Source organism: Nonomuraea sp. NPDC051191 (assembly GCF_044455665.1).
GTDB lineage: Bacteria > Actinomycetota > Actinomycetes > Streptosporangiales > Streptosporangiaceae > Nonomuraea.
Genome location: NZ_JBITEZ010000014.1, coordinates 240,582 through 252,491, shown reverse-complemented (window position 1 = coordinate 252,491; position 11,910 = coordinate 240,582). Strand labels below are relative to the sequence as shown.

The following is an 11,910-nucleotide window of genomic DNA, read 5'->3' as shown; positions in this document are numbered from 1 at the left end:
GCGGGCCGCAACCGCGTCCGGCCCGCGCCGCTAGCGCTCCTTGAGTCGGAGCGCCTCCTTGCGGTTGTCCGCCTGGACGGTCCGCTCCCGCTCCAGCCAGTCGGGGTTCTCCGCCTTCAGGGCGTCGATCTCGGCGGTGGTGAGCGGCTCGGTGATCCCGCCCCTGAGCAGGCCCGAGATCGAGACGCCGAGCTTCGCGGCGACGACCTGCTTGGGATGCGGCCCGTTACGACGCAGGTCGGCGAGCCACGCGGGCGGCTTGGCCTGCAACTCGTTCAGCTCGTCCCTGGAGACGACACCCGCCTGGAACTCCGCGGGCGTGGCCGAGAGAAGGACACCCAGCTTCTTGGCCGCCGTCTCGGGCTTCATCGTCTGGATGCTCTTCGGTTTGGACGAGGTCATGGCCCCAAGCCTAGCCAGTCGGAACACCGTCCCCGACATCGATACCCTGAGGACGTGACTGACGAGACAGGCAGCGGCTTCCGGCTGGCGTACGTGCCCGGCGTGACCCCCGCCAAGTGGGCCGGCGTCTGGGCCGAAAGGCTGCCCGACGTGCCGCTGACCCTGCTCACGGTCCCCAACCTGGAGGCGCTGGGCCTCCTGCGGGAGGGCGACGCCGACGCGGCGTTCGTCCGGCTGCCGATCGACCGCGAGGGCCTGAGCGCGATCCCCCTCTACGTCGAGACCACGGTGGTCGTGGCGCCCAAGGACCACGCCGTGACCGCCGCCGACGAGGTGACCCTCGCCGACCTGGCCGACGAGGAGATCTTCCACCCCCTCGACGACACCATCGAGTGGACGCCCCGGCCCGGACAGCCGGCCTTCACCCGTCCCGCCACGACGGCCGACGCGATCGAGCTGGTGGCCTCCGGCGCCGGCCTGCTCCTCGTCCCCCAGTCACTGGCCCGCCTCCACCACCGCAAAGACCTCACCTACCGCCCGGTGACCGACGCCCCCCAGTCCCAGGTCGCCCTGGCCTGGCCCACGGACGCGACCACCGACCTGGTGGAGGACTTCATCGGCATCGTGCGCGGCCGCACGGCGAACAGCTCCCGGGGCCGCGCCCCCGCCTCACCTCCACAGAAGCAGGCCCAGAAGCCGACGCAGAAGCCGACGCAGAAGCAGGCGCAACGCCAGTCCCCCAAGCCCGCCCAGAAAAGCTCGGGCCGCCGCGCCGCGCCGACCGGCCGCAAGAAGAAGGGGCCCCGCCCCCGCTGACCGTTCGTCCCGGACACCGGGCAAGGGCTTGACGCCGAGGACGGCGCGACTAGTTTCTCTTAGGAAGCTTTCCTAACAGTGCACTGCCTGACGACCCGCTGGAGGTCAGCACATGCGCGCGAGAAAGCACTTGGTCCTGCCCCTCGCCACCGTCCTCACCGCCGTCGCGTTAGCCGGCGCCGCCTCCCCCGCACACGCCTCCCCGACCGGCTGCACCACCGGCCGCGACGGCAAGACCGCCTGGGCGTACTGCACCGGCGGCACCGGCAACTACGCCGTGGTCATCCGGGTCACCCATCCCGACCCGCAGGTCGGCTCCTGGCCCGAGGGCGGCCCCTGCGTCTCCCCTGGCCAGCGGTCGGAGTACACGCCGTACCACAACATCCCGTTCACCGTCACCGGCATCGCCTACTGCTGAGGCACGAGCAGCCCTCACCTCTCCCCGCCGGGGGAGGCGAGGGGGCTCGCCTACCTGATGATGAGACCGGCGTCCGCGAGAACGGACAGGAACAGACCTCCGCACAACAACGCGATGGGCCACACCTTCTGGGTGAGGGCGACCAGGATGCCGGCGAGGAGCGCCAGCAGGGCGAGGATGGTGAGGGCGTCCATGTGAGTGTTCCTGCCCGTCGGGGGTGGTCTCAGGCGCCGGGGGTCAGAGCTCGCCGAGCTTCGGGATGATCTCGCTGAGGACCCAGAGCGCCAGCCCGAGTGCGAGCAGGTTGACGCGCGCTCCGCCGATGTTGAAGGCGGACAGGACGAAGCAGGCCAGGGCGAGGATGAGCAGAATGAGAGTGATCATGCCGGCTTCCACTTCTGTAGCTGGGGTGGTTGCACAGCGCTACCCGTGATCATCCGAAGTAGGCATGACGAAAGGGTCTGGGCCCCTGGTCAGCCTTCCTGAGGAGCGCGTCGCCCCTGGGGACGGCAACCCGGCCTGTCAGCTCCGGGCGGCGAGCTGGAGGAAGTGGATGGCCGTGTTGGCGCGACAGCCGATCCGTTCGTACACGGGCTGCCCGGCCGGCGTGGCGTGGAGAACCAGCCGCCGGTGCCCGCTCCGCCTGGCTCCTTCGTGGATCGCCTTACGGGTGACGGCCTCGCCGTACCCCTTGCGCATCTCCTCGGGCAGGGTGGCGACGAGCGCCAGGAAGATCGAACCCGGGCCGGCGACGGTGGCGGCGCAGGTCACCGGCCGTCCGTCGCGGTATCCGAGATAGGCGTGCACGTCGCCGCGCCACAGTTCCGAACCCGCCAGGGCGGCCCTGCCCGCCTCGGGCGTCATGCCATAGGCACGTGCGTTGACGTCGCCGTACGCGGCGAGGTGCTCCTCGCTCTCCACCCGCCGGAACTCCAGGTCCGGATGGTACGGCTCAGGCACCGACAGGTCGCCCGCCATGCCCCGGCCCGAGAACGCCACCTCCAGACCGGCCTCGGCGACGCGCTGAGCCAGGCTCGCCTTCGCCTGGGAACTCAGCAGATCCTCGAAGACCCACAGATACCCGCTCTCGGACCTGGCCCTCATGAACGACGCCGCCCGCGCGAGCTGTTCGCCGAGCGCGTCCGCCGAGATGTCCGCGCCGGCGAGGGTCACGGTGTTCCAGAACCCGAACGAGCTGTCAGCCCACATGTGGACGATGCCGCCATCCGTACTGACCCGGCCGCCCCGATCCCGTACCAAGGCGCTCCAGACGGCGACGAGATGATCCCTGGACTCCAGCGCCTCTTCGAGAGATGACACAGCAGAAGCCCCTTTCGCAAGGCAACAGCGCCATCAGAGCCGGGCCCGGCTCCCTGATCCCAAGGCGGATGGTACGGCCTGAGAACCGTGGCCGCACCGGATCGGCGCCTTCATCTCGTGTGCGCGCAGCCGCGACCTGACCGGTGGGCTACACCGGCGAGCACCAGGTCGAGTTCCGCCACCGAGTCCTCCAGCGCGGCACTCTGGTCCGGGGCGCGGGCGATGTCCAGGGCGCTCTCGCAGATCCCCCCGTACAGCAGTGAGGTCACGGGGTCCAGCGGCCGGTCCGGGATGCACCCGGCCTCGATCGCGATGGCCAGCCCGCGGCGCATCTGCTCCTTGCACCCCGCCTGGATGTCCCGCATCGCGGTCCAGCCGAGCGCCCCCGGCGCCTCGACCAGCCTTCTGGTCTGCGGCGAGAATGCGCCACGGGTCACACCGGCCCTGGCGCAGATCTCGTCCACGGCGGTGGCGGAGAAACCGTCGCCGAGCCGGCCTGGGGGCCGACCGTCAGGCCGCGACGCCCTTCAGACCTCAAGAAGAACGCTCACCGGCTACGAATGGCCGCTTCGATACGCAGAGCCAGCCCCGCGACCACTGCGAGCATGAAGACGCCGAGCATCTGCCACGTCGGCTCACCATCGCCGAACACGAGCGCCCCGACACACAGCGCTCCACCGAGAACGAGAAGCGCGGTACCGACCGCACTGACCATTTCGATCTCGCCGCGATCGTCTCTCGACTTCTCATCCCGCACGGGTTCATCCGATTCAGCCACGGCGGAAAGCCTTCCATGCGCATCCACAATGCGGAAAGCCCCTACCCATCCGCCGCGAATGGTTGCCCATAAAGGCAGTCGTGGCCCGGACAGAAGACCGTTGCCACTCAGATGGTTTACTCGACGGGAAGGGCCTGGCCGTGCTCCAAATAGATGATCCTGCCAAGCTCCCGCGCCGTGACGGCCGCTTTGAGGCGACGGGCAAGCCGCTCGATCAACAATCCGTCCAGTTCCTCGACGGAGTGAAACTCATAGGCGCTCAGTTCCTTGTCCACGAACCTGATCTGCCTGAGCAGTGCGTCGCCCAACGTGCCGCCGTCGAACACGAACAGGACCCTGTCGCCCACCTTCGGGGAAGGCGACCAATCGACCACGAGAAGGCGCCCGATGGCCGGCCGAATACCCAGCTCCTCTTGCACCTCCCGAATGCAGGCCCCGTACGGGGTCTCCCCCGGCTCGACACACCCACCCGGAATGTCCATGAACGGCTTGTACGTAGGACGGACCAGAAGCACACGACCACCGTCGTCCAAGAACAGCGCTCCGGACGCGGCACGGGCCCGAGCGAACGGCGGAACGCCCTGATCGTTCACAACTTCGACCCTACGCCAAGGCACTGGCCTGCCCCGAGACGCACCGCCCAGGGCAGGAGCCGCAAGCCGGACATCAGCCTCATGGTCGAGGCGAACAACCGCCTACGGCTCATTCGTGAGACCCACCGCGCCGTTCAGCCCGCGAGGTGCTTACGTCCTTTGTCCGTCAACGACGCCAGATGTACCGCTACACCGAAGCTGGTGAAGCCCGACCTGGCCGCGTCCGTGAACGCTGCGATCACGGCCTCTGACCGGTACTCCTTGACCAGGACGTCGTAGGCTGCGAACTCGTGGTCCCGGATGGCGGCGAGGACCATGTTCGTGGTCAACTCGGGGTGATTCACGATCTCCTCCAGCAGGTCGCCTCGCCCCCTAGAGTCCCACCGTCCGCCCCGGCCTGCCACCCTCAAAAACCGTCCCGATATCCGCCCCAGCCCGTACCGCCCGTCCACCGGGACACCGAGTAGCCACGGAACGGTACATGCTTGCCTGCAGCGGAATGATCGTCCGCCACCATGAGATCCGTGATCTTCACCTTCAGTCGATCGACCCGACGACGGGCTCGGCCGCGTAGTGGGGCGGCGTCAGGGTGACCCCGGTGGCCCGTGCAGCCAGCGCGAGGGCGAGAGCGGTGGAGGTCCCCGTGTCGGCCTCTCCGTCCAGCGGCATGCCCAGCTCTCGCATATGGGTCAGCAGGTGGTCAGGGTCGGTGCCGTCCCGCTCACCGGGGAAGAACGGCTCGAATTCCGTCACCACCACCTCGTCGACGGAATAGACGAAGTACTCGTCCATGGTGATGCCTGTGATGACCCTCGCCATCTCCGTCCCTTGCGAGAGGGGCTCCGGGAGTGGCTGCCCATGGTAATCAATCAGGACCGCGCCTCCGTCTGCCGTGTAGGCGGCAATGCCCACTTCTCGCGAGGTGTCCCCGGGACCGGCTCCAATCCGACGCAACGCTTCCTCCGGCGACAGGCCCCGCACGAACGTCACACCGACCAGATCGCTGTCCTTCTGACACTCCTCAACGAACCAGCCATACCCCATCGACGACACACTGCTCATCCCCTTCGTATCTGCTAAAAACGCGCCCCTTCGAGAGGGACAGACCATGGCCGACCGACTGCGCCGCCCATTACCGAGTTCGGCACCCGAACCTCGGCAGCTCCCTTTCGACACCTTCCGTATCCACGACAACCGCACAGGCGGTCCCCGGCCAGGGCGGCTATCCGTTGTCGCAGCCACCGCGCCCGAGAGTCCTTGGAGTCAAAGACTTATGAATCGCCTTACGAGAACCTGCGCAGTCATCGCAGCAGGTGCCGTCTTCGTCACCTCATTGACCGGCTGCGGAGCAATGTGCGAGGCACAGGCGAAGAAGGAGATCAACCAACTGAAGCAGATCGTTTCGGGACTTCTCCCTGTGACCGTCGCCGAGACTGTCATGGAAGAAGACGACTGTGACTCCGGAAGCGGCGGTTCCCTTGTCTTCAGCGCACAACGCACGATGACCAGCGAGCAGATATTCGAGAAGTTCCTCGCCAAGGGATGGAGTCGAATCGATGATCCCGAAGAAGACGGGTGCCTCCGTTGTGTCGACGGACTCGACGGCGTAAGCAGCGAGTGGGATGGCCAAGAGGTCTATCTGACGATCAGCAACTCGGACGACGGCGCCATGGCCATCCTGGCGGCGTTCACCTGACATGCGGCCCGCAAGCCACCACCTCGATCTTCCTAGGCGAGAACTCGGCCCAGCCCCGAACACTGGATCATCCGAGCCTCGGTGCTCACCGCCTCGACCGGCTGCGTTCGCTCAAGATCGCAGCATGGCCCGAACCTTCGGTCGGTGCCGCGCCCTCAGCGGTCTCCGGGACGCGATGAGGTCCGTGGCTTGCGGTCAAGGACGTCGCAGCTTCACCGCAAGGAAGGACGGCACTTGGTGGAGCCTGTCGTAGGCGGCTTCGTCGATCTCCCGGAGGTCGGCCGTGGGGCGCGGTTCGATCAGCTGCTCCAGCACGAACCCTGCCGCCAGCAGCTCTCCCAAAAAGGTCTCCAAGGACAGGCGTTGGTAGTGGATCGAGAGCTCACTGTCACCGATGGGCAGGTCTCTCCAGTCATGGCTGAAGTACGAGCCTCCGAAGTGGCGCCAATCGGCTGTGGGATGGGTGGTCGACACCAGGAGCCATCCACCCGGCCTCAACACGCGGCGTATTTCGCCCAGCAGTTGCACACGATTCCTGATGTGCTCGTACACCAGGGCACAGACCACCCCGTCGAACGACGCGTCACCGGCGAACCCGAGCGGCTCTTCCAAGTCATGGAGAAGGAGTCCTGCCTGGCCGTTCACGCGCGCGTACGCGTGGCGCAACAGCGTGGCGCTGCCTTCGATTCCGATCACCCGGGCCCCGCGGGCCGCGAGTTCGGCCGCATGGTGGCCTGCTCCACAGCCGACATCCAGAATCCTGACCCCAGAGACATCACCCGCGAGTCGAAGCATTGCAGGTCTGTCGGTGTAGGCGTTGTAAGGGCTCGTCTCCGCATGTGCGGCGAAGTGATCGCCGAGCGCGTCATGGTAAGCGGTCGCCTTGTCCATCGAGACATCATGACGTGACCGCAAGTCCGTCGCCATTGACTTCCAGTCGAGACGGCGGCCGGGTGACTCGGGTCCCGCCTCGGCGAACGTTCCGCCCTGGCCTCGACCGTCCACGCTCGTCCTGGGCCGTTGCCACTCAGCAGGAGCGGTCTGGCCGTGCTCCAGATAGACGGTCTCGCCAAGCTCGCGGGCACCTGCGGCGGCTTTGACGCGACGGGCAAGCCGCTCGATCAACAGCCCGTCCAATTCCTTGACGGGATGAAACTCGTAGGCGCTCAGCTCGTTGTCCAGGAACCTGATCTGCTTGAGCAACTCGCCGTCCAAGATGCCGCCACCGAAAACGAACAGGACCTTGTCGCCCTCCTTAGGGAACGGCGCCCAATCGACCACGAGGAGACGACCGATGGCCGGCCGAATGCCCAGCTCCTCTGCCGCCCAGGGACCGCCCCCCGGGCCGCACGCCTGGGACCGCACGCGGGCGGGGGCCGGGCGCACGGCGGGAAGCGCCGTCGCCCTGAACCAGCGAAGAAGCTCAGAGCCAGTGCGAGGCCTTCACGCCATGGGCTACGCCGTAGATCCGTGCCAAGATCGTCCGCCATGGATATCGACGGGTTCTGGCATCTGATCGAGCATTCTGCGCATGAAACCTCGGGTAAAGAAGCCCGCCTGGATTGGCTTCACGAGCGGTTGGCGCAACGTTCCTCCGAGGAGATCGTCGATTTCGACGCATGGATACTCACAGAGCGACGCAAGGTCGACACATGGCTGATGTGGGGTGCGATGCGCACCCTGTTCGGGGGCGGGTCCGATGACGGCTTCTGGTACTTCCAGATGTGGCTCGTCGGACTTGGCCGGGAGACCTTCGAGCGGGTGGCTCAAGAGCCCGATGCTCTGGTGGATGTGCCGGCGATTCAGCGACTTGTCCTGATGCGGCGGAACCAGGAAAGGTGGACGGACGATGACTGGCCCGAGTTCGAAGAACTGGATTACGTAGCCTGCAGGGCCTGGGATCAAGTGACAGGCCAGGAGCGTGACGAACTAGCGGAAGCCCTTCGGTCTCGTGGCCATGAGTTGTTCGCGTTTCCCAATCCCACTGATGAGGAATGGGAGCTCGACAACAGGAAGGAGCGCGCTCGGAGGCTTCCTCGAACTCACCGGTACCTGCACGAGCTTTATGGCGATGCCTAGATCACCAGGTCAATTCGTCGCTGAGTTCCTGTGGGATGCAGTCGGTTTCGGGGTCGCACCTTGGGCAACGCGGTGGTTCTGAAGGACGGCGATGGCCTTGCAGCGGTGGCCGGCCTTGCCGGGGCTGCAGCGTGGCTTGCGGAGGATCTTCCAGCTCTTCAGCTGGGCGTTTGCGCGTTCTCCGGGTCCGCGGAGCTCGGCGTGGGAGCGGTTGGCCTGTTCTGGGGTGGGGGCTTGTTCCTGCCCTTGTACGGGGTGATCACCGCGACTTCGGCTCCTTGATGCGCCTTGTCGGCCAGGGTGATGACCCCGGCCTTCTCCAGAGCGCGCCGGATGCCCGAGATGCGGGTGGCACTCAGGTCGTGGGCTTTGCCCGGCAACGCTCCAGAGGTCCAGACGATCGTCCCGTTTGGTGAGGCGAGGACCTGGACGTTCATCCCATGAAACCGCGAGCATTCGAGGCCCATGGTTGTGGTGATCAATCCATCTACCAGGGGTTTCTTACGTCATCAAGCGAACATCAAGCTTGCGATCACCCTGTGACCAGCACCCTGCAGCCGGGAGAGGAAAGGGTTCATCAGTGACAGCGAAGGTCCAGGCCCGCTTCTGTGCTGTCGAACAGTTCCACGATCACCACTTGGCCGCCGTGAGCGGTGGGTTTCGACGACTCCTGAGCCCGCATCGTGATGTCGGGCCGATCTCCGTCGATCCCCACGATGTTCGCCCGGTCGTAATAGTCCTCGAGCTCGGGGACGCTCAAGCCCGTTTCAAGCGTGAAGCGAGCGAGGTAGTCACAGTGGTTGCCGTTGCCGCGAAGCGCGACGGATCCTTCGCCCTGGCCGACCCACCCGGTCGTGGGCGGCAGGGGGTAACGCTCAAACCGGCTGATCATGCCCGCCAGCTTCCCGTCGTTGACCCACACGGGGATCATAAAGAAGAGTACGAGCAGCCCCAAGGCCATCACCGGTGACAGGAGAGCGACCAGACAGCCCCCCTTCCAACTGCGCCAGAACGACTTCTTCCTGGGCGGGTCTTCGCTGACGGCAGGAGGAACGTCTTGCATGGCACCACCCGAAGTATGCGGAACCCGGCGATTCCGGACAGCCGTCCCATGGGCGTAGCCTATGTGGCCGTTGGGGTTGAAAGGGATTCACTGCTAGAAAGAGGCCGGGGCGCTTGCGGTACTGGGCGTGGCTCTTGAGGTCGTCCCAGTCGGGGAACCTGTCGACGTGGCGCGGGAGTCGATCTCCAGTCTTCTACGAGGTGGGCGGCACTGGGTTCGAACCAGTGATTCCTCGCTGTAAGGAGACGTGATCCTTTGGCCGTACGTCTGGACCTGCCCCCCTTACCTGCGGGGCGCTTCTCTGCACGTGATCGATGCAGCCTAATGGCACGGCGATCATGTCTCTGACGTGGTGTTCGCTCGCGGGATCGGGCACGGTGTGGCACGGCCTTGCGGCACGCAGATGGCACGGAAGCAAATCCGGCACACCCACGGGCGATCCGCCCGCATTGGTCGAACTGCCGACGGTTTACAGCGGGCTGACGTTACTGACCGCATCTGGCCTCTGACATTGGTGTACGGGGCCCGTCCTCCCCATACCCGGGAAGATCATCCCGCGTATGTCACGCGAGGCCGAGCCAGCGACGAACGTCCCTGGAACCTGCGGATCAAAAGATCCAGTTCGAGCCGTTCCAGACAGTTCGCTGCAGGTCAGAGGACGTGCTCGGTCCATCCTTAACGGCTGTGAACGGCCTGGTACTGCAACTGAGCTTCCCGCAGCTCTACGACTCCTGCTCGCGCCCTTGGCAGCGCACCCCATCAGCCGGAGTCACCCGGACTTGCGCTCGCCCGGATAGATCCGCACATGCTTACCGTCGGTGTTGTTGATGACGGTTCTTCCAGCAAGAGGTCGCTTCAGGGTGAACTTCACCGGATGCAAGTAAGCAACCAGGTTGGAGTACACAGGCTCCTCCCAGGGCCATTGCCGAGGACAGTCCTCCTCCACCAAGATCCCGATGACCACTTGTGAGGAGGATTCGTCCAGTTCGGTGTCCGTCACTCTGTCACAGAGCTGCGGGGACCCGTCAGGGGCACCGAATATCACATCAACCGTCAAAGTACGCTCGTCCACCGACAGCTTCGCGCTTCCAATGCCCTGCCAGGAGGAGGTTGCACAGCCGGACAGTGTTAACGCGGCGCACATCAGTATGAGGAAAGCCTTGCCAGGGGGCATGGAAGAACCTTAGAGCTCGCGCAGATAGGCGGCGTGGGGAGCCCCGGCAACAAGGCGGGCACAGGTGCCGGTGATCATGAAGTTGCGACGCTCTGTGACCACTGGGGAGACCTGTGCCCGTTCTTCCATCATGGCTGACTGACCCGCTGTGGGACCAATTCGCGGCGCTGCTGCCCGAGCGTCCAGCGGTCGATCCGGCCCACCCGCTGGGCTGCCATCCCCCCCGCATCAGCGACCGGATCGTGTTCGACAAGCTGCTCCAGCTCCTGCGATTCGGCTGCTCCTACCAGGCGATCGCCGACACCACCTGCTCAGCGACCACCATCCGCAACCGCCGCGACGAGTGGATCGACCTCGGCGTCTTCGCCCGGCTCAAGCAGATCGCGCTGGAGTCCTACGACCGGATCGTCGGGCTCGTGCTCGACCAGATCGCTGTCGACGGCTCCATCACGAAGGCACCCCGGCGGCGGCGAGGCCGCCGGACGCTCACCGGTCGACCGCGGCAAACGAGGCTTGAAACGCTCGAGCATGACGGACGGTTACGGAATCCCGCTCGGCAGGGTTCTCGCAGGAGCGAACCGCCACGACTCCCCGCTGCTCGCCCCGACCCTGGACCTGCTGGACGACCTGGGACCCCTGCCCGACGACATCACCGTGCACCTGGACGCCGGCTACGACTCAGACAAGACCCGCACCGAACTCACCGCCCGCCACCTGCACGGTCGCATCGCCCACAAGGGTGAGAAGGCACCGATCCAGGCCAGCCAGCGGTGGCACGTCGAACGCACGCACGCCTGGCAGAACGCCTTCCACCGCCTCGCCCGCTGCTACGAGCGCCGCACGACCGTCATCCACGCCTTCTTCCACCTCGCCGACACAATCATCACCGTCCGTAGCCTGATCCGCCGAGCCTGGACCACCCACCGCTGGGACAACCGCCCGAAGCGACGCCCATGACCACCTGCCTATCTGCCCTGCCTTTTACGCGCATACTGTTCCTGCCGACCAGCGACCCTGATCCAAGCCAAGGTCCGAAACGGGCAACCGGCCACGTCTTGCCCCTGGGGTTTCAGTCGACGCGGCCGTCGTAGGTCTCGCGGTTGGCGAGCACGTCGTCCATATGCGTCTCGGCCCAGCTCTTGAGGCCGCGCATCATGTCGTACAGCGACAGGCCGAGATCGGTGAGCTCGTAGGAGACCGTGACGGGCACGGTCGGCGTCACGGTGCGGGTCACCAGGCCATCGCGCTCCAGGGAGCGCAGCGTCTGGGTGAGCATCTTCTGGCTGACCCCGGCCAGGAGGCGGCCCAGCTCCGAGTAGCGCATCGCCCGGGGCTCGCCGGCGCAGTCGGTGCCTGCCTGGTGCGGGCTGCCGTTGCCGAGCGCGGCCAGGATCAGCGTGACCCACTTGTCTGAGATCCGGTCGAGCAACTGCCGACTGGGGCATGCCGCCACGAACGCGTCGTACTGCACCTTGGCCTGCGCCCTCTGCTGGGCCGCCGTCATCGTCGCCATCAAAACCACTCCTCACACCCCTTCGGGTGCCTCACGCACTCCGAAGTGCCTACTTCCC

Annotated in this window: 17 protein-coding genes and 2 pseudogenes; 5 read left to right on the top strand and 14 right to left on the bottom strand. The window is 66.0% G+C overall.

Annotation, left to right across the window (positions count from 1 at the left end; genetic code table 11):
* Window positions 1–30 precede the first annotated feature (30 nt).
* Window positions 31–402, bottom strand: coding sequence for a DUF5997 family protein (locus ACIA8R_RS37195; RefSeq protein ID WP_357698414.1), 372 nt, complete (start codon window positions 400–402; stop codon window positions 31–33).
* 54 nt (window positions 403–456) lie between these two features.
* On the opposite strand from ACIA8R_RS37195, the gene ACIA8R_RS37190 reads away from it, so the two are divergent.
* Both ACIA8R_RS37190 and ACIA8R_RS37185 read left to right on the top strand, forming a co-directional pair.
* The gene (locus ACIA8R_RS37190) at window positions 457–1,218 is read left to right on the top strand and encodes a LysR family substrate-binding domain-containing protein (RefSeq protein ID WP_397042346.1); all 762 of its coding nucleotides are present in this window, start codon (window positions 457–459) and stop codon (window positions 1,216–1,218) included.
* 112 nt (window positions 1,219–1,330) lie between these two features.
* On the top strand, window positions 1,331–1,636 hold the full coding sequence (locus ACIA8R_RS37185; protein WP_364090526.1) for a hypothetical protein: 306 nt from the start codon (window positions 1,331–1,333) through the stop codon (window positions 1,634–1,636).
* Between the two features lie 50 nt (window positions 1,637–1,686).
* On the opposite strand, the gene ACIA8R_RS37180 is transcribed toward ACIA8R_RS37185, so the two are convergent.
* The 8 genes from ACIA8R_RS37180 to ACIA8R_RS37145 all read right to left on the bottom strand — a co-directional run bounded on the left by ACIA8R_RS37180 (window position 1,687) and on the right by ACIA8R_RS37145 (window position 5,389).
* Window positions 1,687–1,830, bottom strand: coding sequence for a hypothetical protein (locus ACIA8R_RS37180; RefSeq protein WP_357698419.1), 144 nt, complete (start codon window positions 1,828–1,830; stop codon window positions 1,687–1,689).
* A 43-nt stretch (window positions 1,831–1,873) separates the two neighbouring features.
* A complete protein-coding gene (locus tag ACIA8R_RS37175) occupies window positions 1,874–2,020 on the bottom strand; it encodes a hypothetical protein (protein WP_357698421.1) in 147 nt (48 codons plus the stop codon).
* A 138-nt stretch (window positions 2,021–2,158) separates the two neighbouring features.
* Window positions 2,159–2,956 carry a GNAT family N-acetyltransferase gene (locus ACIA8R_RS37170; protein WP_397042345.1) on the bottom strand — a complete coding sequence of 266 codons (798 nt, stop codon included), beginning with the start codon at window positions 2,954–2,956 and terminating at the stop codon, window positions 2,159–2,161.
* A gap of 110 nt (window positions 2,957–3,066) precedes the next feature.
* Window positions 3,067–3,393, bottom strand: a complete 327-nt coding sequence (locus ACIA8R_RS37165) for a hypothetical protein (protein WP_364090532.1) — start codon at window positions 3,391–3,393, stop codon at window positions 3,067–3,069.
* A gap of 110 nt (window positions 3,394–3,503) precedes the next feature.
* A complete protein-coding gene (locus ACIA8R_RS37160) occupies window positions 3,504–3,734 on the bottom strand; it encodes a hypothetical protein (RefSeq protein ID WP_357698427.1) in 231 nt (76 codons plus the stop codon).
* A gap of 116 nt (window positions 3,735–3,850) precedes the next feature.
* Window positions 3,851–4,327: an NUDIX domain-containing protein gene (locus tag ACIA8R_RS37155; protein WP_397042344.1), complete on the bottom strand. Its 477-nt coding sequence runs from the start codon at window positions 4,325–4,327 to the stop codon at window positions 3,851–3,853.
* A gap of 134 nt (window positions 4,328–4,461) precedes the next feature.
* Window positions 4,462–4,671 carry a hypothetical protein gene (locus tag ACIA8R_RS37150; protein WP_357698431.1) on the bottom strand — a complete coding sequence of 70 codons (210 nt, stop codon included), beginning with the start codon at window positions 4,669–4,671 and terminating at the stop codon, window positions 4,462–4,464.
* A 193-nt stretch (window positions 4,672–4,864) separates the two neighbouring features.
* The gene (locus ACIA8R_RS37145) at window positions 4,865–5,389 is read right to left on the bottom strand and encodes a DUF6461 domain-containing protein (RefSeq protein WP_397042343.1); all 525 of its coding nucleotides are present in this window, start codon (window positions 5,387–5,389) and stop codon (window positions 4,865–4,867) included.
* A gap of 211 nt (window positions 5,390–5,600) precedes the next feature.
* Between ACIA8R_RS37145 and ACIA8R_RS37140 the strand changes: the two genes are divergently transcribed.
* A complete protein-coding gene (locus ACIA8R_RS37140; RefSeq protein WP_397042342.1) occupies window positions 5,601–6,023 on the top strand; it encodes a hypothetical protein in 423 nt (140 codons plus the stop codon).
* Between the two features lie 195 nt (window positions 6,024–6,218).
* On the opposite strand, the gene ACIA8R_RS37135 is transcribed toward ACIA8R_RS37140, so the two are convergent.
* Window positions 6,219–7,304 (bottom strand): methyltransferase domain-containing protein, encoded by a 1,086-nt coding sequence (locus ACIA8R_RS37135; protein WP_397042341.1) that lies wholly within the window; start codon window positions 7,302–7,304, stop codon window positions 6,219–6,221.
* 207 nt (window positions 7,305–7,511) lie between these two features.
* Here ACIA8R_RS37135 and ACIA8R_RS37130 point away from each other — a divergent pair, with 207 nt between their 5' ends.
* A complete protein-coding gene (locus ACIA8R_RS37130) occupies window positions 7,512–8,102 on the top strand; it encodes a DUF4240 domain-containing protein (RefSeq protein WP_397042340.1) in 591 nt (196 codons plus the stop codon).
* A 9-nt stretch (window positions 8,103–8,111) separates the two neighbouring features.
* Here ACIA8R_RS37130 and ACIA8R_RS37125 read toward each other — a convergent pair.
* From ACIA8R_RS37125 to ACIA8R_RS37115, 3 genes and pseudogenes are all read right to left on the bottom strand, one after another.
* Window positions 8,112–8,551 (bottom strand): annotated as a pseudogene (locus ACIA8R_RS37125) (transposase family protein); the annotation flags it as partial.
* 128 nt (window positions 8,552–8,679) lie between these two features.
* The gene (locus tag ACIA8R_RS37120; RefSeq protein ID WP_397042339.1) at window positions 8,680–9,165 is read right to left on the bottom strand and encodes a hypothetical protein; all 486 of its coding nucleotides are present in this window, start codon (window positions 9,163–9,165) and stop codon (window positions 8,680–8,682) included.
* 769 nt (window positions 9,166–9,934) lie between these two features.
* Complete coding sequence (locus ACIA8R_RS37115; protein ID WP_397042338.1) at window positions 9,935–10,339, bottom strand: hypothetical protein; 405 nt, start codon at window positions 10,337–10,339, stop codon at window positions 9,935–9,937.
* A 113-nt stretch (window positions 10,340–10,452) separates the two neighbouring features.
* On the opposite strand from ACIA8R_RS37115, the pseudogene ACIA8R_RS37110 reads away from it, so the two are divergent.
* A pseudogene (locus tag ACIA8R_RS37110) lies at window positions 10,453–11,296 on the top strand (IS5 family transposase).
* Between the two features lie 112 nt (window positions 11,297–11,408).
* On the opposite strand, the gene ACIA8R_RS37105 reads toward ACIA8R_RS37110, so the two are convergent.
* Window positions 11,409–11,852, bottom strand: a complete 444-nt coding sequence (locus ACIA8R_RS37105) for a helix-turn-helix domain-containing protein (RefSeq protein WP_364090551.1) — start codon at window positions 11,850–11,852, stop codon at window positions 11,409–11,411.
* Window positions 11,853–11,910: the final 58 nt, after the last annotated feature.

What these genes read in the sequence shown, in the direction of transcription:
- ACIA8R_RS37185 (WP_364090526.1), top strand. Translation starts at nt 1,331, where the DNA reads ATGCGCGCGAGAAAGCACTTGGTCCTGCCCCTCGCCACCGTCCTCACC.
- ACIA8R_RS37105 (WP_364090551.1), bottom strand. Translation starts at nt 11,852, where the DNA reads ATGGCGACGATGACGGCGGCCCAGCAGAGGGCGCAGGCCAAGGTGCAG.
- ACIA8R_RS37180 (WP_357698419.1), bottom strand. Translation starts at nt 1,830, where the DNA reads ATGGACGCCCTCACCATCCTCGCCCTGCTGGCGCTCCTCGCCGGCATC.
- ACIA8R_RS37130 (WP_397042340.1), top strand. Translation starts at nt 7,512, where the DNA reads ATGGATATCGACGGGTTCTGGCATCTGATCGAGCATTCTGCGCATGAA.
- ACIA8R_RS37115 (WP_397042338.1), bottom strand. Translation starts at nt 10,339, where the DNA reads ATGCCCCCTGGCAAGGCTTTCCTCATACTGATGTGCGCCGCGTTAACA.
- ACIA8R_RS37175 (WP_357698421.1), bottom strand. Translation starts at nt 2,020, where the DNA reads ATGATCACTCTCATTCTGCTCATCCTCGCCCTGGCCTGCTTCGTCCTG.
- ACIA8R_RS37140 (WP_397042342.1), top strand. Translation starts at nt 5,601, where the DNA reads ATGAATCGCCTTACGAGAACCTGCGCAGTCATCGCAGCAGGTGCCGTC.
- ACIA8R_RS37120 (WP_397042339.1), bottom strand. Translation starts at nt 9,165, where the DNA reads ATGCAAGACGTTCCTCCTGCCGTCAGCGAAGACCCGCCCAGGAAGAAG.
- ACIA8R_RS37195 (WP_357698414.1), bottom strand. Translation starts at nt 402, where the DNA reads ATGACCTCGTCCAAACCGAAGAGCATCCAGACGATGAAGCCCGAGACG.
- ACIA8R_RS37145 (WP_397042343.1), bottom strand. Translation starts at nt 5,389, where the DNA reads ATGAGCAGTGTGTCGTCGATGGGGTATGGCTGGTTCGTTGAGGAGTGT.